We start from the raw sequence: 18,362 nt of genomic DNA, 5'->3' as shown, positions 1-18,362 counted from the left end.
GAATAAATGACACTTTATATGATTGAAGAGGATAAAAAAAATGAAACCACCATGACCAAATAATCGTAATGAAAAAAAAACTACTTCTTGTAATTCTAACTCTTTTATTTTACAATTTTTCTGCAAAATCCAATAATCTAAGGAATGTTTTTTATTCAACAGAATATGAAGGCGCGGTTACTTTTCAAGCTGGATATGTTATTGGCGATTATGTTGAATTTTTAAGAGTAAATCCAATATCTGCAGGGGCTAGTGGATATTATCAAATTTCTATCAATTATACTCGAGGAAATATTGCTTCGGCTGCAACTCATATTGCTTCTATATCTCATTCTAATCCTGCCATATGGAGAGAAACGGGAAGGATTAATAATAATCCTTATACGGGATCAGGAATAAATTTTACTGTTGACTGTAATACACAATATGGAAATCCTCGATTTAGAATAAGAGCAGTAAACACTTTAGGGATCAATACCCCAATTACTGTTTATATTAAAGTTACCTCATTTAATTCAAATGATGCACTTACAGCTCTAAATGTGACTGGAAATGATACCTCGGTTTCTAAATTCCTCCCTATGACTGCAGACTGGGATTTGTATGTTGGAAATGTTTTTACTGCAGATGGCGCTACTCTGGCTATAAAAGCGATTCAGAACGGAAATGTTGGTATTGGAACAGCAAATCCAGCTTCAAAGCTTACTGTTGCTGGTAATGTTGCGGCCCGTGAAGTAAAAGTAACTGTTGATGCCGGAGCCGATTTTGTATTTGAAAATGGTTATAATCTTCCTTCGCTGGAGTCTGTAGGTAAATTCATCAAAGAAAATAAGCACCTGCCTGAAATCGCTTCTGCAAAAGAAATGCAAAAGGACGGAATTAATTTGTCTGAAATGAATATTAAACTTTTGCAGAAAATTGAAGAAATGACTCTTTATATGGTAGAACAAAATAAGAGAATTAAGGATTTAGAAAAACAGATGGAAGAAGTAAAGAAAAAGTAGAAATAATTGAAAAAGATACTCTTCTAAAAGAGTGTAAGTTTAAAAAAAATATAGGGTTTGACTTTTAATTAATGGTAGTACCTGTCTAAAATAAGTAAAAAAACATCCGCCATGGCGGATGTTTTTTTTTATAAGGTATAAGGGAATTTAGGATTTTTGTATTTTCTTAATTTCTCAAAAGGAATTAAAAAAGACTCTTCACAAGATCGGTCGACTCTTGCAAAAATCGGAGTAAATTCAATGCCTTTTTCGGTGTAATTCCAGGAAGGGAAATCCCAATATTCTTCATTGGTATAATCGCAGGGATCACTGTCATCTTTTGGTTTTTCAAAATGATATTCTGAAGTAATTGCGCTTAATAATTTCGGAGCGAAAAAATCAGAGCGATATTTAGAAAAATTCGAAAAATTGCTTTGTTCTTCTGTTGTAACGCTTTTGTCAAAAGCCAATATGTCGTCAATTCCGTAATCCTTTCCATTGTTTAAATCAATCAGATAACCTCTGCTTCCCCAGTCAGGATGAGCACCACCGCAATAATAAGAGCTTGAAATTTGAAAGCCCAGTAAATTCGAATTTAAAAAAGTTACGGCAGTATTTCCTTCTATTCCTTTTCCTTCACTATATTCAAAAGACGAAGAACAATTGAGCTGGTCTAAAGTGTTCTGAATGTGAATTTTTTCGAGAATCGGATTTAGGATTGACTTGTTTTTTTCTGAAAAGTTATTTCCTGCCCTGAAAAATTCCGAATCACAGTGTTTTTCAGAATACCATACAAATTCCTTATTGTTATAAGTGGTAGTTTTCTGTTTTTTGAACTCTAAAAATTTATACTTTATATAATTTAATTTGTCGTCAGCATAATATTTGTCGAGATTCGCTTTGTAGCCTGAAAAATTTATAGGTTGAATTTTTACCGGAAATTGTACCCCTTTAGCATTGTACCAGGATCCTTCAAAGTTATTATTAGCTAATTTTTTTAAATAGAACTTTTCAGTTATTATATCGTTTGGCTTAAAATAGAAAGTAAAAAGATTGTCTTTTAAGTTTCCTTCCAGTTTAATGTCTTTTAATGAATTTTGATAAAAGTAAACAGCATTTAAGCTCGTCTCTTTGTCGTTTTTATAAACGTCAATTTTCATATAGATTTTGCTTTTGGCCAAGGTACCTTCAAGATAGTAAGTCTCCTGACCAAAAGCAATCATAGTATAAAGGACAAAAAACAGCAAAGCATATTTTTTCATAAAAATACTGAAATATAAAATCAACACTCTGAAATCTAAAATTATTAATGTGCAGCGAGCCAGTCTTTACCCATTCCAAGTTCAACCTCCAAAGGAACTGCCATCGTAAAGGCGTTTTCCATTTCGTGTTTGATCATAGGCTGAATTTTTTCGAGTTCATCATTGTGAACATCAAACACAAGCTCATCATGCACCTGAAGCAGCATTTTAGATTTCCAGTTTTCGTCTTTTAGTTTTTTATGAATGTTGATCATCGCGATTTTGATCACATCGGCAGCGCTTCCCTGAATGGGTGCATTTACAGCATTTCGTTCAGCAGCACTTCTAACCACTGCATTTGCCGAGTTGATGTCTTTTAAATAACGACGACGGCCTAAAATGGTCTGCACATATCCTTTTTCGCGCGCAAATTCAATTTGTTCAGAAATATACGATTTCAGTCTCGGGTAGGTTTTGTAGTACGCTTCGATCAAAGCGGCACTTTCACTGCGGGATAAAGAAGTCTGATTGCTTAGTCCGAAAGCAGAAACCCCATAGATAATTCCAAAGTTAACCGTTTTGGCATTGCTTCTTTGTTCGCGGGAAACTTCATCCAAAGGCACATCAAAAACTTTGGCGGCAGTTGCTTTGTGAATGTCTTCTCCGTTTTTAAAAGCCGCAATCATATTTTCTTCTCCGCTTAAAGCCGCAATAATTCTTAATTCTATCTGCGAGTAATCGGCAGAGATTAAAGTATAGTTTTCATCGCGTGCGACAAAAGCTTTACGAATCTGACGTCCTCTTTCGGTACGAATCGGGATGTTTTGTAAATTCGGATTGTTAGAACTCAAACGTCCTGTTGCGGCAACAGTCTGCATATAATCCGTATGAACACGCTGTGTCTTTTTGTCCACCTGTTCCGGTAAAGCCAGAATGTAAGTGCTTTGTAATTTCACCATTTGACGCCAATCCAGAATTTCTTTTACGATAGGGTTGTCGTTGGCCAAATAAGTTAAAACTTCTTCGCCGGTTGCATACTGACCGGTTTTGGTTTTCTTCTGCTTTGCTCCGCCAATTTTAAGTTTGTCAAACAAAATGTCGCCCAGCTGTTTAGGAGAAGCCAGGTTGAATTTCTCTCCGGCGGTTTCGTATATCTTTTGTTCTAACGATTTGATTTCAACATCCATTTCTTGTGACATCGCCTTTAAAAACTCAACATCCAGACGAATTCCTTCCGTTTCCATGGCCGCTAAAACGCTTACTAGCGGAATCTCAATTTCGTCAAATAATTTCTTCGTTTCGGTTTTGTCTAATTCTGTAGTGAAAATTTCTTTCAGCTGTAAAGTGATATCAGCATCTTCGGCGGCATATTCCTTAATGTCTTCAAGAGCTACATCGCGCATTGAAATTTGATTTTTTCCTTTTTTGCCAATCAATTCCTCAATTGGTTTAGGAGCATATTTCAAATAAGTTTCCGATAAGATATCCATATTATGACGCATATCCGGATTGATCAGGTAGTGCGCAATCATGGTATCAAAAAGTTTTCCTTTTACAGTTATGTCATAATTAGAAAGAATTTTTAAATCGTATTTTAAATTCTGACCTATTTTTTCGATGTTTTCATTCTCAAAGAAAGGTCTGAATTTTTCAATTAAAACCTGAGCTTCTTCCTGACTTTCCGGAAACGGAACATAAAAAGCCTTTCCTTTTTCGTAAGAGAATGCAATACCAACCAATTCGGCGTGCAAAGCATCTAAACCGGTAGTTTCGGTATCAAAACAAACAGAAGTCTGGTTTTGCAGATTCTGTAAAAGTAATTTTATTCCCAGATCACCCTGAATCGCCTGATAGGAGTGAGCGGTATTTTCTAAAGTATTGTAAAAAGAAGTTCGGGTTGCTTCTGTATGTTCTTCGGTAGAGCCTCCTCCAAAGAGATCAAACTGATCTTCGTTTTTAGGCTGTGGTTTTTTATACAATTTAGCGTCAGAAACCGGAGCTGAAGTTGTTTCATTCTCGCCTCCTGTTTTAAACAAATTATCGAATTGTTCCGCCATTCGTCTGAATTCCAATTCTTGAAAGATAGCTTCGGTTTTTTCAATATCGGGACGTGTTAACTCATAATCGTTTTCATCAAAAGTTACCGGACAGTCTAATAAAATGGTAGCCAGTTTTTTAGATAACAATCCTTTTTCTTTATTGGCCTCAATATTCTCCTTCATTTTTCCTTTCAGCTTGTCTGTATTCGCTAATAGGTTTTCCATTGTTCCAAATTCCTTAAGAAGCTTCTTGGCAGTTACCTCGCCAACTCCCGGAAGTCCCGGAATATTATCGGCAGCGTCACCCATCATACCAAGAAAATCGATCACCTGTTCGGGACGTTCGATTTCGAATTTGGCTAAAACTTCAGGAACTCCCCAAATCTCAATCCCATTCCCCATACGGGCAGGCTTGTACATGAAGATATTCTCAGAAACCAATTGGGCAAAATCCTTATCGGGAGTTACCATAAAAACTTTATAATTCTGTTTTTCTGCTTGTTTGGCGATAGTTCCAATTAAATCATCGGCTTCAAAACCTGACTCTTCAATAATCGGAATGTGCATGGCTTTTAATAATTCACATATATAAGGAACTGCAATTTTTATGGCTTCCGGTGTTACATCACGATTGGCTTTGTATTCCGGGAATAATTCGTTTCGCAAGTCACTTCCACCTTTATCAAAAGCTACCGCCAGATGATCCGGTTTTTCACGTTTGATAACATCCAAAAGCGAATTCATGAATCCCATGATCGCCGACGTATCCATTCCTTTAGAGTTAATCCTTGGATTTTTTATGAAGGCGTAGTAGCCACGAAATATTAAAGCGTAAGCATCAAGTAGAAAAAGGCGTTTTTGAGTTGACATAAAAAAAATATTAGTCTGTAAAAATAATCAATTGGGTTTTAAAAACGATTCCATCTGAAAATTAATTTGTTTGAACGGTTTAAGAAATGCAGGTTGATCGTGACAGAGAAGCATAGCAGTATTTTTTAGAATACGGGGCAATGCTTCTGTTGTTACTAACGTTAATAGGTGTTGTTTATTTTCAACACAGGAAATAAGAAGCCCTAATAGTTAATATGAAGTTAAAATATCCGGGTTGGCTACTTTCTTCATTTTGTCTTCATATTACGAGGGTAAATTTGATCTGTAAAATAAAAGGTATTAATATAAAAATGTAGAAATCATGAGAAATTTATTGATGTTATTAGTAGCAGTTTTAGGAACCAGTGTTATGGTACATGCATTTCCGGCTAAAAATATTAAAACGACTCCGGTCAAAGAAGTAAAAGCAACCAAACATCCTAAACACAAAGCGGATAAAAAAGTAAAATCAGCAAAAACGGCAGCTCCAAAAACAGAAGCTCCAAAAGCAAAAAAATAAGACTATAAAAGCAAAAAAAAAGATAAATCAATTTAAATTAAAAGTTATGAAAAATCTAGTAATGTTACTCGTGGCAGTTTTAGGAACAAGTGTAATGGTTAGCGCGCAAACAGCTCCTGCACAAACAGCTCCTGCAAAAGAAGTGAAAGCAACTAAACATCACAAAAACAAAGCCGATAAAAAAATGAAATCGCAAAAAAGCGAAGCTCCAAAAGCAGAAACAACTAAAATGAAGTAGGGAAAATTGTTTTCGTTTTGCTTTCAAAAAATTGTACAGTGAGCAAAACAGAAGTAATGATTATGAGAATGCGGTTGAAGAGAGCCGGTAAAGAAATTTACTGGCTTTTTTTTATTCGTTAATTTTTTTAATAATGCGCAACAATACTTTTTATAATTGCTTAAATTTAGTTGCGTTTAAAAGTTGAATTATGAATATTTTGATTGTTGAAGATACGAAAGAACTTGCGGCAGAAGTTTATGATTTTCTGTGTAATGCAGGCTACATCTGTAAAATAGTTCACAACTGCAGTGATGCTCTGGAGGAGGTAAACAGTAATGATTATGATGCTATGCTGCTGGACCTTGGTCTGCCTGACGGAGATGGATTTGAAGTACTGAAAACAGTTCGCAAAACGAAATCGAAAATGGCAGTTATTGTACTTACAGCCCGTGGAGAACTGGATGACAGGGTAAATGGCTTGCACCTGGGCGCCGATGATTATCTAACCAAACCGTTTGCTCTCACAGAGCTTAGTGCACGATTGTTTGCGGTTATTCGCAGGATGCACGGTTTTACTTTGAATAATTTAAGCATTCATGGTTTTTTATTGCAACTTCAGGATTATAAGATGAGTTATAATGAAACGCCCATTAATCTGACCAAAAAGGAATTTGATATTTTTCAGTATTTAGTCCTTAATAAAAACAGAGTAATTACGAGACTGCAATTGACGGAACATATTTGGGGAGACATTCTCGAAGTCAATTCCGACTCTAATTTTATTGACGTCCATGTTAGAAATCTTCGAAAAAAATTAGACAAGCATACAGAAATTGATTGGTTTGAAACTGTTAGAAATGTAGGATATCGTATAAACGAATAAATAGTACAGGCTGTGAAGATAAAACATCAATTGGCTATTTTTAATGCGCTGACAAGACTGTTGGTTATTTTTATCTTATGGCTGATGCTGCCTATTTTGGTAGAAAATGTGGTGTATAGACATATCAATAATGGGCTGCTCGAAAAAAAACAGAAGTTTATTGAACATCTGAATCAGAATGAAATCGATGACTTTATTGAAAATTCAGGTGATTCGACCGAAACCTATTCACAGTTTTCAACTCTTCACAGCGAGTTTTTGGTGCTCTCAAAATCTTCTCTAAAACACGATCAGAAAAAACCTGTTTTTAGTAATGACTACCGAATTATTGAAGGAGAAGAAAACGAATACAGAATCTTGCAGTATCATTTTACCTTCGGAAATCAGGGATACCAGCTCGAAATTGGAAGCAGTTTGGGAGAAGTAAAAGACCTTACTTTTATCATCCGATTTTTTATTATTATCGTTTTTGTGGTGATATTATTAATTACTTTTTTGGCAGATACTTTTTATATCGAATACTTATTAAAGCCTTTTTATAAAATTATTGATACCAAGATAAGGCGGGTCAATGAGCCTGAAGCTTTTGATCATACTCCAATCAAAGTCAGGTCTCATGATTTTAGAGAACTCGATTCTGTTTTAAACCAAATGATGGATCGTATTGCAGAGCTTTTTAAAAAGGAAAAACAGTTCATATCAAATGTTTCCCACGAGCTGCTAACGCCAATTGCATTGCTCAAAAGTAAGTTTGAGAACTTATTGCAAAATGAATCTTTAGATGATAATGCCATTGATAAAATTGCAGGAGCATTGAAAACATTAGATATGCTGAAAAAAATCATTAATAATTTATTGTTGATTTCCAGAATCGAAAACAATCAATATGAAGCCAACGAGAATATAAATTTTCATGAAATGGTTACCGATTTGCAGGAAGACTTACAGGATCGTATCGACGACAGAGAAATTCAGTTTTGGAATAAAATGAACCATCATTATGTTTTTACAGGAAACAAAACGCTGATTCATATTCTTATTTATAATTTGGTAACGAATGCCATAAAATACAATAAACCTCAGGGTAGTATAATTGTTACGGATGGTTTTCAGGACCATAACTATTTTATTTCTATTGCCGATTCCGGTGTTGGGATGAATGATTTTCAAATAGAACAGATATTCAACAGATTTGCCAGACTTAGTTCAGATCAGGAAGGACAGGGGTTAGGGCTTGCTATTGCAGAGAGTATTGCTTCTTTTCATCATATTGAAATTAAGGTCACGTCTGAGATTGATAAAGGAACCACCTTTACATTATTGTTTCCCGGAGAGCAAAAACATAATTAAAAGTTAATTTTTTCAGACAGGCCTAATCTTCATTTTATCTTCATTTTGTGAGAATATCTTTGAGGTATAATAAATGAAGATAATAATAATCATAAAAACTAAAATCATGAGAAAATTAGTAATGTTAGCAGTAGCTGTTTTAGGAACAGTTGCTATGGTGAACGCTCAAACAACTCCAGCAAAATCAGCCCCTGTAAAAGAAGCAAAAGCGCCTAAAAAAGAGAAAAAAGCAGATAAAAAAGCGAAAAAAGAAGCAGCCGCTAAACCGGAAGCAGCAAAAACACAAAAATAAAAAGGTATAGTTTACTTCGGTAAACACATGTTGAGGATTTTAAAAGGTTTTAAAAATTTGGTAGAAAAAAAGCTGATAGAGTAATCTGTCAGCTTTTTGTCATTAACAGCGTTAAATTTTTGATAATAAAAAGTCATAAGATTTTCATTCTTTGTTACTTTGCTTAAAACTAAAAATAATGATCCTTAAGTTTCTAATTCTTTGTGCTCTTCTATTGTTTATTGAGTACTATTCTTATCAGGCGTTTCGGGCCTTAATCAAGTTAAGATGGGTTTTAATTAGTTATCAGGTTATAAGTTTACTAATTCTAATTTTTATCATTTATTCTTTTTCGCAAATTGACCGGTCTGTTGGACAAACGAAACAATTTATGTTTACAACAGGATTAATGCTATTGGTTTATGTGCCAAAAATTGTTCTTACGCTTTTTATGTTTGGTGAGGATATTTTTAGAATAGGGGTAAGCATCGTCAATTACTTCGTGTATAATGTTCCAAAAAAGGAAATGATGCCCGAGAGGAGAAAATTTATCAGTCAGATCGCCTTAGGATTAGCAGCAGTTCCTTTTCTTTCCTTGATTTATGGAATATTTGAAGGGAAATACAATTTTAAGGTAATCAAGCAAACTGTCTTTTTTCCGGATCTTCCGGATGCTTTTGATGGTTTTAAAATTACTCAGATATCAGACGTTCACAGCGGAAGTTTTGACAATCCGGATAAAATAAACTATGCTATTGATCTGATTAATGCTCAGGAATCTGATTTGATTTTGTTTACAGGAGATATTGTCAATACACATGCTAAAGAAATGCATCCATGGCTGGAGACTTTTAAGAGAATAAAAAACTATAAATACGGGAAGTTTTCTGTTTTAGGCAACCATGACTATGGCGAATATGTAACCTGGCCTTCCGAAAAGGATAAAAAGGAAAATTTTGAAGAAATTAAGAGCCTTTATGGGCAAATTGGATTCGAGCTTCTGTTAAACGAACACCGATACATTCAAAAAGGAGATGACAAAATTGCACTGATTGGTGTAGAAAACTGGGGGAAGAATTTTGCGAAGTACGGAGATATAGATAAAGCCTCTCAGAATGTGTCTCAGGACGATTTTAAAGTGGTGATGAGTCATGATCCGACACACTGGGAATACGTAATTAAAGATCATCCGAAAAATTTTCATTTAACCTTGTCAGGTCACACACATGGCATGCAATTTGGAATAGAAATTCCGGGTTATTTTAAATGGAGCCTGGCTCAGTATATTTATAAACAATGGGCAGGCTTATATGAAAATGCAAGTCGATATGTATATGTGAATCGTGGATTTGGTTTTCACGCATATCCGGGGCGTGTGGGGATTATGCCCGAAATAACCGTGATTGAACTAAAAAAGGGGAACAATGTGGCTTAATTCGTTAAAAATGCTACATTTGTATATAATTACCTCTTTTTAAAAGATTAAAAAAGAATTAAATTTTTGGTTTTATGTCAAAATTTGGAGAACTTATAAATGCTCAAGTTCCAGTGTTGATTGATTTTTACACCGATTGGAACGAATCATCTGTATCAATGCATCCTGTAATTAAGGATGTTGCGGCTGCACTTGGCGATAAAGCCAAGGTGATCAAAATTGATGTGGATAAAAATCAGGAATTAGCAGAAGCACTGCGTATTAAGGGACTTCCTACTTTAATGATTTATAAAGAAGGACAGATGATTTGGAGACAATCCGGCGAACTGGATGCGAATACAATTATAGGAATTGTTCAGGAACGATTTAATTTATAGAATACTACTTCTTAAGGATATTATTTAGTGAATAATATCAAATGTATACCCATTTTCTTTTAAAAAGTGTAAGGTTTTAGGCAAGGCAAATTTTAAATTTGGCGAAGCTTTTATGCTGTCATGAAATACAATTACACTTCCTGATTTTACATTTTTTGTTACGTTTTCAAGACATTTCTCAGGTGTGATGCTCTGGTCGAAATCAGCGCTTAAAACATCCCACATGATGATTTTATATCCTAATTTTCGAAGAATTTTAGATTGTGCCTTTTTGATCTTTCCATAAGGAGGACGAAAGATAAGGTTGCATGTTTTTTCCTCTTCCAGAACAGCGGCACAATTTTGTACATTTTTAATATAATCATCGGTATGGCTTTTCCAGCCATTAACGTGGTTCATGGTATGGTTGCCAATAGAATGTCCTTCTTTGATTAGTTTTTCAAACAAAGAAAGGTTAGCTTTTATATTTTTTCCAATACAGAAGAAAGTGGCTTTTGCATCAAACTTTTTCAATTCAGACAGGACCCAGTCTGTAATCTCGGGAGTTGGGCCATCATCAAAGGTGAGGTATATTTTCTTTTCGTTGTTTGGAATGTCCCAACAATATTTAGAAAACACCTTTTTGATGAATGAATTTGTTTTTACCCAATAAAAGCTCATTTTGTTTTGGTTTACAGATATGTAAAATTAAAAAATGCAGCGCTACTAATCAAGCGGCGCTGCATTTTTTTAATTGCTATGTTTTTCGTATCTTATTATTCTTTTTCTCTTCCAAAACGTTCGAAAACATTTACATAAGTATTAAACGTTACTTTGTGCTTTTCGTAGAAAGTAAGATCGTTGTTTTCTTTCATCACTTGTAATAGACTTCTGTAACGTTCGATGTCAGTAATGATGTCAATCGCTAAGTCTGTTTGGTCACCAGGGGTCAGAGTGGCATAATAGTTTAGTTCTTCTTTGTATTTCTGAACCAGTTTATTAAGCAAATCATGTGCTTTGGCAGTTTCTCCCACTTTGTAATATCCTCCTGCAAAAGGTTCTACTAAAGAGTAATAACCGAATTTGTCTACCGGCATTTTTGTCATTGCCAGTTCGATCACTTTTTTGGCTTTATCAGTTTTACCTTCGGCAATTAACTGATCCATTAAACGGGATAAATTAGTACGGTAGGTAATGCTGTTTCTTCTGGTTTCAGGATCGTGATAAATATTACCATTGCTATTGCCCCAGTCCCATTTCATTACAATATCGTACGATTTATCAGCATCCATTTGTCCCATATCCATAGGTCCTCCGTCTTTTGAAGGAACATTTTTAATAGGGACTAATTTGTAAACCATTCCGTCCAATTGCAAATAGTTTTTCAACCATAAGTAATCTTCATCGTCAAAAGCTCCTCCGCTAAAATAAATAGGTCTTTTCCAGTTATTGTTGGCTAGAATGTCCAGCATCATTAAGCGATTTTTGTATAAAGCACTTCCTTTGATGTCGATATCCATATAAGGAACAATAGAGTCATTGTATTTCGAATTAACTACTTTGTTTTTGATAATCACATTTTTGTCAATAGGAACTCTGATTTTGTTCGTAGGGTAGAAATGGATCGTTTGTCCGTTTTGTAAACCTACAGTTGATTTAGGGTTTTTAATAAAATCAATAAAATCTTTGATGTTCCAGCGTGTGTCAATTTTAGGAATATGTGCTACATAATCCAATTTGTCCCCTACGTATTCATCATGGGTAAAGGATATTGGTAACGGGTCAGATTCGTAAGCTTTCGCTTTCATTTGATCAATGTACCAATCGGTCATAAATAAGCTGGTGTTTACGATTTTAACATCGGTTCTGATGCCTTCAATTTCCTGAGCATACCAAAGCGGGAAGGTGTCATTGTCTCCAATGGTAAATAAAATAGCATCTTTATCGCACGAATTTAGGTATGCTTTTGCCATTGCCACTGCGGTATATCTTCCGGACCTGTCATGATCGTCCCAGTTTTGAGAAGCCATTAAAACAGGTGCGGCCAATAAACTTGCAGCAATAATAACCGGACCGGCAATTTTAGGAGCGATATATTTTTGGATGCTTTCGTAAAGTGAATAAACACCAAAACCAATCCAGATGGCAAACACATAAAATGATCCTACTAATGCATAATCTCTTTCACGAGGCTCAAAAGGTCTTTCGTTCAGGTATATTTTTAAAGCAATTCCGGTAAATAAGAATAGAGCTAATAGGACGTAAAAACTTTTTAAGTCCTTGTTGGCATGGTACATTAATCCGATAAGTCCAAGAATAAATGGCAGGAAGTAATAAACATTTCTTCCTTTATTGTTGGTAACATCAGAAGGTAAATTGTCTTGTGAGCCAAGGTGTAAAGAGTCAAGGGCTTTGATTCCGCTAATCCAGTTTCCGTCAATATTATCGTATTTTCCCTGAACATCACTCTGGCGTCCAACGAAGTTCCACATTAAATATCTCCAGTACATATATCCGAATTGATATTCAAACATGAAACTGAAATTGTCTACAGCAGATGGTTTTTCGATAATCAGGTAATCACCATAGCTTTTTAAGAATTTCACATAACCTTCGTTATCAATTTGTTTTTGCGCGTAAGCTTTTCTGAATTCTGAAATTGTTTTTTCAACTTCATTTCGCAATTGAGCTGTAGCTTTGTTGTATTCTTCTTCGGTTAACTGACTGGCGTCAATTCCGTATTTTCCTAAATCCTGCTCGTAGTCATAATTAGGGTTTATTCTGAAGTTAGGCGGAGTTGTAAAGTTGATATAGTTTTGAATGTGTCCCATTTCAGTGCTCCACATTCTTGGAAGAATCGTTTTTTGGTTATCGTCAGAGTTTTGCTGAGCGTTTTTGAAATTATTGGTAATGATGTATTTACCTGTTTTGTAATCTCTTTCGTAGTTAGGAGCTTTGTCTGAATAAGGATTTTTTGCATCAAGACCTGCGAAATACTCCGTGTACTGAGGTCCGTAAAAAAGAGGATTTACTCCATATTGTTCACGATTGTAGTACGCCAGTACTTCTGCGGCATCCGAAGGTTTGTTTTCGTTGATTACGGTGTTGGCATTGGCACGTACAGGCAGCATAATCCAGGTAGAGAATCCAATAAATATAAAAAGAACACAAAGAATAATAGTGTTGTAAAAAATCAATCCTTTTTGTTTGGTGTATTTTAATCCAAAATAGAAGAAGGCAATTAGAAGCAGCGTTACGAAAATCGTTCCCGAGTTAAATGGTAATCCAAAACTATTTACCATAAAAACTTCAGTATCAGCAAAGGCTTCCATTGTTAAAGGTAAAAGCAATTTGAAGATGAAGAGAAGAACACCAATTACAACAACATTGGCAATAAGAAAATTTTTGATGGTAACTTTTTCGTAATGTTTAAAGTAGTACAGAAAACCAATAGAAGGAATGGTTAACAAAGCCATAAAGTGAACTCCAAACGATAGTCCGATAACAAGAGAAATGATCAATAACCATTTGTTTCCTTTAGGTTTGTCCATGTCCTGTTCCCAGCGTAAACCAAGCCAGAAAAGCAAGGCGATTAAAAGAGAGGCCATGGCGTAAACTTCTGCCTCAACAGCATTAAACCAAAAACTGTCTGAGAAAGTGTAGGCAAGAGCTCCAACAAAAGAACTTCCTAAAATAACAATTGAATTGTTTTGGTCGATTTCGGCAAAACGTGCTACAATTTTTTTCAAAATCATAGAAGAAGACCAAAACATAAATAGAATGGTAAAGGCACTTGAAAAAACCGACATCATATTAACCATTACCGCTACATGTTGTGCATCTGTCGCAAACATGGCAAAGAAAGCCCCCATCATTTGAAATAAAGGAGCTCCGGGAGGGTGTCCTACTTCCAGTTTAGCGGCTGTAGCTATATATTCTCCACAGTCCCAAAAACTCATCGTAGGTTCAACAGTTAATGTATAAGTAATTAAAGCGATTGCAAATGCAAACCAACCAATAATAGTATTCCATTTATTGAAATTGAATTGTGCCATATTTAGGTGTTAAAATTTCGTATTTTTTATATCCTACAAAGAAAATGTTTTTTTGTTTAAAGAAACGAGCATTAACAAAAAAATCTATAAAAGTATTTGGTTGTATTAAGGTGTTGTTTGTGAAATACTTGTGGATTTGCTAGCGATTTTGAAGAGAAAAAAACAGTAAAAAATGATTTTTTTTGCTCAAAAAGTTTGCACAAACTAAATAAAGCTCTAAATTTGCACTCGCTTAACAGCACTGCTGGTCTATGGTGTAATGGTAACACAACTGTTTTTGGTGCAGTCTTTCTAGGTTCGAGTCCTAGTAGACCAACATAAGAAGTCTCTCAATCGAGAGGCTTTTTTTATGCGCTGATGTTTCGGTTGATATAAGATTTTGTTAGGGATTTAATAGATTTTAGGTTTTTTTGTGTTGACGAGATAATGGTTGGTTAAGTGTGTTTAGGTTTAAAAATAGAAAATTTAGTACATACTGATTGTTGTTTGTAAGTTTTTTTGTGTATATTTGATGGTAGAATAAGTTTTTTGTTATAGCTAATTAATAATTCTAAAAAATTAAAATTATGAAAACTATTAAAGAAATGAATTTTACAGAGTTGGATTCTACTCAAATGAAACAAGTAAAAGGCGGAGGCCTTTTGAGTGATGCTTTAGCCTTGCTGAATGAGGGTAAGACAATATGGGAGGTAGCACGAATTCTAGGTGTAACTGTTCAGCAATTACTTGCCGTACTTGTCTAGTTTTGTGAAAAAAAAAGAAACGTTGTTGAATTTTTAAGTTCAAAAATGTTTGAAAATAAAAAGAGAAAGTTTTGCGTTGCGAAATTTTCTCTTTTTTTTTTTGTTTTTATGGTGTTTTAAAGTGGGTGTTTGTTGTTTTGTTAATAGTGTTTCAGGTGTCATATGTGCTTCTCAGAATAAGGAGTAATGTGGCTGAAGTTTCTGAAATTCCATTTGTGATTTTCTTGATTTTCGGTCTTTATGAATGGGTGTTGTTCAAATGGGGTATCTGCTGAGAAAAAAAATACTGGAGTGTGTGAAAAAAAATCAAAAAATTTGTGCTTCGTTTTTTTTTTTTTGAATTAATAACTGGTTTTGTGAGGTTTGTGTGGTGTTTTAGGGTTGGGAAAACGGTTTGAGGGTAGGAAGGCTGGGGGGGACGATTTGTTAATTCTGAAATATTGATATTTTTGTTGAGAAAAAGTTTGTGTAAACTAAAAAAAGGTTTAAATTTGCACTCGCTTAACAGCACTGCTGGTCTATGGTGTAATGGTAACACAACTGTTTTTGGTGCAGTCTTTCTAGGTTCGAGTCCTAGTAGACCAACGTAAAAAGCCTCTCAATCGAGAGGCTTTTTTTATGCGTTTATTTTTTTTAAATTTTAAAAGTAAGTACCGGTCTGATGGCATGATTTACAAGTCCTTCGCTAATACTACCGTTGAAAAAATGAGCAAAGCCAGTTCTTCCGTGTGTACACATTCCTATAATATCGGCATTGATGCTGTTGGAGAAGTTGATGATTCCTTTTTCGATGTTGGTGTCATTGTAAATATGAGCAGAGTAATGGGTCAGGTTAAATTCGGTTACAAAGGCATCTATTGTTTTTTGTAATTCATGAGTTGGTTTGAAGCTGTTAGGGGTGCAGATAGTGACCAGGTGTATTTTTGAGTCAAAAGCCTTCGTGAATTTCAGGAATTTTTTGAAGGGTTTTTTGGCTTCTTCTGAGAAGTCTGAGGCGAAAACAATAGTGGAGGCATTGAAATTTGTAGTGTCTTTTTTGATTACTAAAACCGGGATTTCAGAATTTCGAACTACTTTTTCGGTATTTGATCCTATTAATAATTCTTCTATGCCGGATGATCCGTGTGATCCCATTACGATTAAATCGATTTCATATTCTTTGCTTACCTGAGTTATGCCGTGAATGGGTTTGTCTATTTTTACAATTTCTGTAATTGGAATTCCGTCCAGATAGGGTCTTGATGAAACCTGGTCCAGCATTTCGTTGGCTTTTTTCATGAAAAGCATTGTCTCGGGGATGCTTGCGCCTCCTAGAACAGCATCGTTCATTTGGCTGGGTAATTCGAGCATGTGTAAAATGATTATCTCGGAATTGTTTTTCTTTGCAATTTGAGAGGCGACTTTTAAAGCGTCCTCTGCATGTTCGGAGAAATCGGTAGGTACTAGGATTCGTTTCATGGTGTTTTAGGGCTTGAATAGTTAAAAAAACGATCGTTTTGATGCTATTATAAAGATAAGAAATATTTTTAGGTTAATCTATTTATTTTGATTTATAAAAAAAACACTATATTTGCACCGTTATTTATTAAAATCTAAATAATGAGGGGACTAAGTGTCCCCTCTTTTTATAAAATTATGACATTTAAAGAAAAAGTAAACGGATTAATTATAGAAGCTCTTCTGGAGAAGCCATCGGTCTTTTTGATTGATCTGGCTGTGTCAGACTCTTTTAAGATTAGTGTTGGTTTAGATGGTGATAATGGAGTGGCGCTGCAGGATTGTATTGACATAAGTCGTGCAATCGAGAATAATCTGGATCGTGAAGAGCAGGATTTTTCGCTTGAAGTAGCATCTGTTGGAGTAGGGTCGCCTTTGAAAATGACAAGACAATACATTAAAAATATTGGTAGAACGTTGATTGTTACTACAAATACTGAAAAAATTGAGGCAGAATTGGTGGAAGCTAACGATGTTTTTATAATTTTGTCTTGGAAAGCAAGAGAACCGAAAAAAGTAGGAAAAGGAAAAGAAACAGTTCAAAAAGAGCAACAAATACCTTATACAGAAATTAAAGAGGCAATTGTTACAGTAACATTTTAATTAAAGAATTCGCATGGAAAATTTAGCATTAATCGATTCATTCTCAGAGTTTAAAGATAATAAACTTATTGATCGTGTAACGCTTATGGCAATTTTAGAGGACGTGTTTAGAAATGCATTAAAGAAAAAATACGGTTCTGATGATAACTTTGACATCATTATAAATCCTGATAAAGGAGATATGGAGATCTGGAGAAGAAGAGTAATTGTTGCTGATGAAGATCTGGATTTTGAAAACGAAGAGATTACTTTGACAGAAGCAAGAATGATTGAAGCTGATTTTGAAATCGGTGAAGAGGTTTCTGAAGAGGTAAAATTGATTGATTTAGGAAGAAGAGCTATTTTAGCTTTGCGTCAAAACTTAATATCTAAAATTCACGAACACGATAATACAAATCTTTACAAACAATTTAAAGATATTATCGGTGATATTTATACTGCCGAAGTGCACCACGTACGTCCAAGAGTTGTAATTTTGGTCGATGATGAAGGAAACGAAATTGTGCTTCCAAAAGAAAAACAAATTCCGTCTGACTTTTTCCGTAAAGGAGATAATGTACGTGGAATTATTGAAAGCGTTGAATTAAAAGGAAACAAACCTCAAATCATTATGTCCAGAACTTCTGAGAAGTTTTTGGAGAAATTGTTTGAACAGGAAATTCCTGAGGTGTTCGACGGTTTGATTACAGTTAAAAATGTAGTGCGTATTCCTGGAGAAAAAGCAAAAGTAGCGGTAGATTCTTATGATGATAGAATTGATCCTGTTGGAGCTTGTGTAGGGATGAAAGGATCTCGTATTCACGGAATCGTTCGTGAGTTAGGAAACGAGAATATCGATGTAATTAATTATACAAACAATATTCAATTGTTTATTACAAGAGCTTTAAGCCCTGCAAAAGTTTCGTCTATTAAAATCGACGAAGAAAATAAAAGAGCTGAAGTTTTCTTGAAATTAGAAGAAGTTTCTAAAGCAATTGGTAGAGGAGGTCACAATATTAAATTAGCAGGCCAGTTAACAGGTTATGAATTAGATGTTATTCGTGAAGGAGATGTTGCAGGAGCAACGGCAGATGAGGATGATGTTGAATTAACAGAATTCTCAGATGAAATCGAGGGCTGGGTAATTGAAGAATTTGCTAAAATTGGTTTGGATACAGCAAAAAGTATTCTGAAGCAAGAAGTAGAAGATTTAGTAAGAAGAACAGATTTAGAAGAGGAAACTATTCTTGATGTTATGAAAATACTAAAAGAAGAGTTTGACAGTTAGTTGTCTGCTCTAACAACACAACGAAAAAG

General features: G+C 34.8%; 16 protein-coding genes and 2 tRNA genes. 13 read left to right on the top strand and 5 right to left on the bottom strand.

Annotation, left to right across the window (positions count from 1 at the left end; genetic code table 11):
• Positions 1-68: 68 nt before the first annotated feature.
• Positions 69-1,004, top strand: coding sequence for a hypothetical protein (locus tag BHE19_RS02355; RefSeq protein ID WP_070905793.1), 936 nt, complete (start codon positions 69-71; stop codon positions 1,002-1,004).
• A gap of 128 nt (positions 1,005-1,132) precedes the next feature.
• Here BHE19_RS02355 and BHE19_RS02350 read toward each other — a convergent pair whose 3' ends face one another.
• Positions 1,133-2,245: a hypothetical protein gene (locus tag BHE19_RS02350; protein ID WP_070905792.1), complete on the bottom strand. Its 1,113-nt coding sequence runs from the start codon at positions 2,243-2,245 to the stop codon at positions 1,133-1,135.
• Positions 2,246-2,289: 44 nt separating this feature from the next.
• Complete coding sequence (gene polA / locus BHE19_RS02345; RefSeq protein WP_070905791.1) at positions 2,290-5,133, bottom strand: DNA polymerase I; 2,844 nt, start codon at positions 5,131-5,133, stop codon at positions 2,290-2,292.
• Between the two features lie 322 nt (positions 5,134-5,455).
• On the opposite strand from polA, the gene BHE19_RS02340 reads away from it, so the two are divergent.
• The 7 genes from BHE19_RS02340 (at position 5,456) to BHE19_RS02310 (ending at position 10,189) form a co-directional block, all read left to right on the top strand.
• A complete protein-coding gene (locus tag BHE19_RS02340; protein WP_070905790.1) occupies positions 5,456-5,653 on the top strand; it encodes a hypothetical protein in 198 nt (65 codons plus the stop codon).
• Between the two features lie 46 nt (positions 5,654-5,699).
• Positions 5,700-5,891, top strand: a complete 192-nt coding sequence (locus BHE19_RS02335; RefSeq protein WP_026110151.1) for a hypothetical protein — start codon at positions 5,700-5,702, stop codon at positions 5,889-5,891.
• A 190-nt stretch (positions 5,892-6,081) separates the two neighbouring features.
• Positions 6,082-6,756, top strand: a complete 675-nt coding sequence (locus BHE19_RS02330; protein ID WP_070905789.1) for a response regulator transcription factor — start codon at positions 6,082-6,084, stop codon at positions 6,754-6,756.
• Positions 6,757-6,768: 12 nt separating this feature from the next.
• Positions 6,769-8,106 carry a sensor histidine kinase gene (locus BHE19_RS02325; protein ID WP_233431349.1) on the top strand — a complete coding sequence of 446 codons (1,338 nt, stop codon included), beginning with the start codon at positions 6,769-6,771 and terminating at the stop codon, positions 8,104-8,106.
• Positions 8,107-8,212: 106 nt separating this feature from the next.
• Positions 8,213-8,398 (top strand): hypothetical protein, encoded by a 186-nt coding sequence (locus BHE19_RS02320; protein ID WP_026110152.1) that lies wholly within the window; start codon positions 8,213-8,215, stop codon positions 8,396-8,398.
• Positions 8,399-8,576: 178 nt separating this feature from the next.
• Positions 8,577-9,812, top strand: a complete 1,236-nt coding sequence (locus BHE19_RS02315) for a metallophosphoesterase (protein ID WP_070905787.1) — start codon at positions 8,577-8,579, stop codon at positions 9,810-9,812.
• A 74-nt stretch (positions 9,813-9,886) separates the two neighbouring features.
• Positions 9,887-10,189, top strand: coding sequence for a thioredoxin family protein (locus BHE19_RS02310; RefSeq protein WP_017498139.1), 303 nt, complete (start codon positions 9,887-9,889; stop codon positions 10,187-10,189).
• Positions 10,190-10,213: 24 nt separating this feature from the next.
• Here the strand turns inward: BHE19_RS02310 and BHE19_RS02305 are convergent, their stop codons facing one another.
• The gene (locus BHE19_RS02305) at positions 10,214-10,849 is read right to left on the bottom strand and encodes a polysaccharide deacetylase family protein (RefSeq protein ID WP_017498140.1); all 636 of its coding nucleotides are present in this window, start codon (positions 10,847-10,849) and stop codon (positions 10,214-10,216) included.
• Between the two features lie 95 nt (positions 10,850-10,944).
• Positions 10,945-14,223, bottom strand: a complete 3,279-nt coding sequence (locus BHE19_RS02300) for a glycosyltransferase family 117 protein (RefSeq protein WP_070905786.1) — start codon at positions 14,221-14,223, stop codon at positions 10,945-10,947.
• Between the two features lie 245 nt (positions 14,224-14,468).
• Here BHE19_RS02300 and BHE19_RS02295 point away from each other — a divergent pair.
• The 3 genes from BHE19_RS02295 (at position 14,469) to BHE19_RS02290 (ending at position 15,551) form a co-directional block, all read left to right on the top strand.
• Positions 14,469-14,539: transfer RNA gene (locus BHE19_RS02295), tRNA-Gln, on the top strand.
• A 250-nt stretch (positions 14,540-14,789) separates the two neighbouring features.
• The gene (locus BHE19_RS22710) at positions 14,790-14,966 is read left to right on the top strand and encodes a hypothetical protein (RefSeq protein ID WP_017498143.1); all 177 of its coding nucleotides are present in this window, start codon (positions 14,790-14,792) and stop codon (positions 14,964-14,966) included.
• Between the two features lie 514 nt (positions 14,967-15,480).
• Positions 15,481-15,551: transfer RNA gene (locus BHE19_RS02290), tRNA-Gln, on the top strand.
• 48 nt (positions 15,552-15,599) lie between these two features.
• On the opposite strand, the gene BHE19_RS02285 is transcribed toward BHE19_RS02290, so the two are convergent.
• Positions 15,600-16,424 (bottom strand): universal stress protein, encoded by an 825-nt coding sequence (locus BHE19_RS02285; RefSeq protein ID WP_070905785.1) that lies wholly within the window; start codon positions 16,422-16,424, stop codon positions 15,600-15,602.
• A 177-nt stretch (positions 16,425-16,601) separates the two neighbouring features.
• Between BHE19_RS02285 and rimP the strand changes: the two genes are divergently transcribed.
• Positions 16,602-17,066 carry a ribosome assembly cofactor RimP gene (rimP, locus tag BHE19_RS02280; protein ID WP_070906557.1) on the top strand — a complete coding sequence of 155 codons (465 nt, stop codon included), beginning with the start codon at positions 16,602-16,604 and terminating at the stop codon, positions 17,064-17,066.
• A 13-nt stretch (positions 17,067-17,079) separates the two neighbouring features.
• Entirely contained in the window at positions 17,080-18,333 is a 1,254-nt protein-coding gene (nusA, locus tag BHE19_RS02275) for a transcription termination factor NusA (protein ID WP_017498147.1), read from the top strand.
• The last annotated feature ends 29 nt before the right edge of the window (positions 18,334-18,362 follow it).

It is taken from the genome of Flavobacterium tructae, assembly GCF_001853485.1.
Lineage (GTDB): Bacteria > Bacteroidota > Bacteroidia > Flavobacteriales > Flavobacteriaceae > Flavobacterium > Flavobacterium tructae.
Note: the sequence above shows the minus strand (reverse complement) of the source record. Positions and strands in the feature narration are given on the sequence as shown.

Excerpts from the sequence above, each read along its gene's own strand:
- BHE19_RS02355 (WP_070905793.1), top strand. The coding sequence starts at position 69 with ATGAAAAAAAAACTACTTCTTGTAATTCTAACTCTTTTATTTTACAAT.
- BHE19_RS02350 (WP_070905792.1), bottom strand. The coding sequence starts at position 2,245 with ATGAAAAAATATGCTTTGCTGTTTTTTGTCCTTTATACTATGATTGCT.
- polA (WP_070905791.1), bottom strand. The coding sequence starts at position 5,133 with ATGTCAACTCAAAAACGCCTTTTTCTACTTGATGCTTACGCTTTAATA.
- BHE19_RS02340 (WP_070905790.1), top strand. The coding sequence starts at position 5,456 with ATGAGAAATTTATTGATGTTATTAGTAGCAGTTTTAGGAACCAGTGTT.
- BHE19_RS02335 (WP_026110151.1), top strand. The coding sequence starts at position 5,700 with ATGAAAAATCTAGTAATGTTACTCGTGGCAGTTTTAGGAACAAGTGTA.
- BHE19_RS02330 (WP_070905789.1), top strand. The coding sequence starts at position 6,082 with ATGAATATTTTGATTGTTGAAGATACGAAAGAACTTGCGGCAGAAGTT.
- BHE19_RS02320 (WP_026110152.1), top strand. The coding sequence starts at position 8,213 with ATGAGAAAATTAGTAATGTTAGCAGTAGCTGTTTTAGGAACAGTTGCT.
- BHE19_RS02315 (WP_070905787.1), top strand. The coding sequence starts at position 8,577 with ATGATCCTTAAGTTTCTAATTCTTTGTGCTCTTCTATTGTTTATTGAG.
- BHE19_RS02310 (WP_017498139.1), top strand. The coding sequence starts at position 9,887 with ATGTCAAAATTTGGAGAACTTATAAATGCTCAAGTTCCAGTGTTGATT.
- BHE19_RS02305 (WP_017498140.1), bottom strand. The coding sequence starts at position 10,849 with ATGAGCTTTTATTGGGTAAAAACAAATTCATTCATCAAAAAGGTGTTT.
- BHE19_RS02300 (WP_070905786.1), bottom strand. The coding sequence starts at position 14,223 with ATGGCACAATTCAATTTCAATAAATGGAATACTATTATTGGTTGGTTT.
- BHE19_RS22710 (WP_017498143.1), top strand. The coding sequence starts at position 14,790 with ATGAAAACTATTAAAGAAATGAATTTTACAGAGTTGGATTCTACTCAA.
- BHE19_RS02285 (WP_070905785.1), bottom strand. The coding sequence starts at position 16,424 with ATGAAACGAATCCTAGTACCTACCGATTTCTCCGAACATGCAGAGGAC.
- rimP (WP_070906557.1), top strand. The coding sequence starts at position 16,602 with ATGACATTTAAAGAAAAAGTAAACGGATTAATTATAGAAGCTCTTCTG.
- nusA (WP_017498147.1), top strand. The coding sequence starts at position 17,080 with ATGGAAAATTTAGCATTAATCGATTCATTCTCAGAGTTTAAAGATAAT.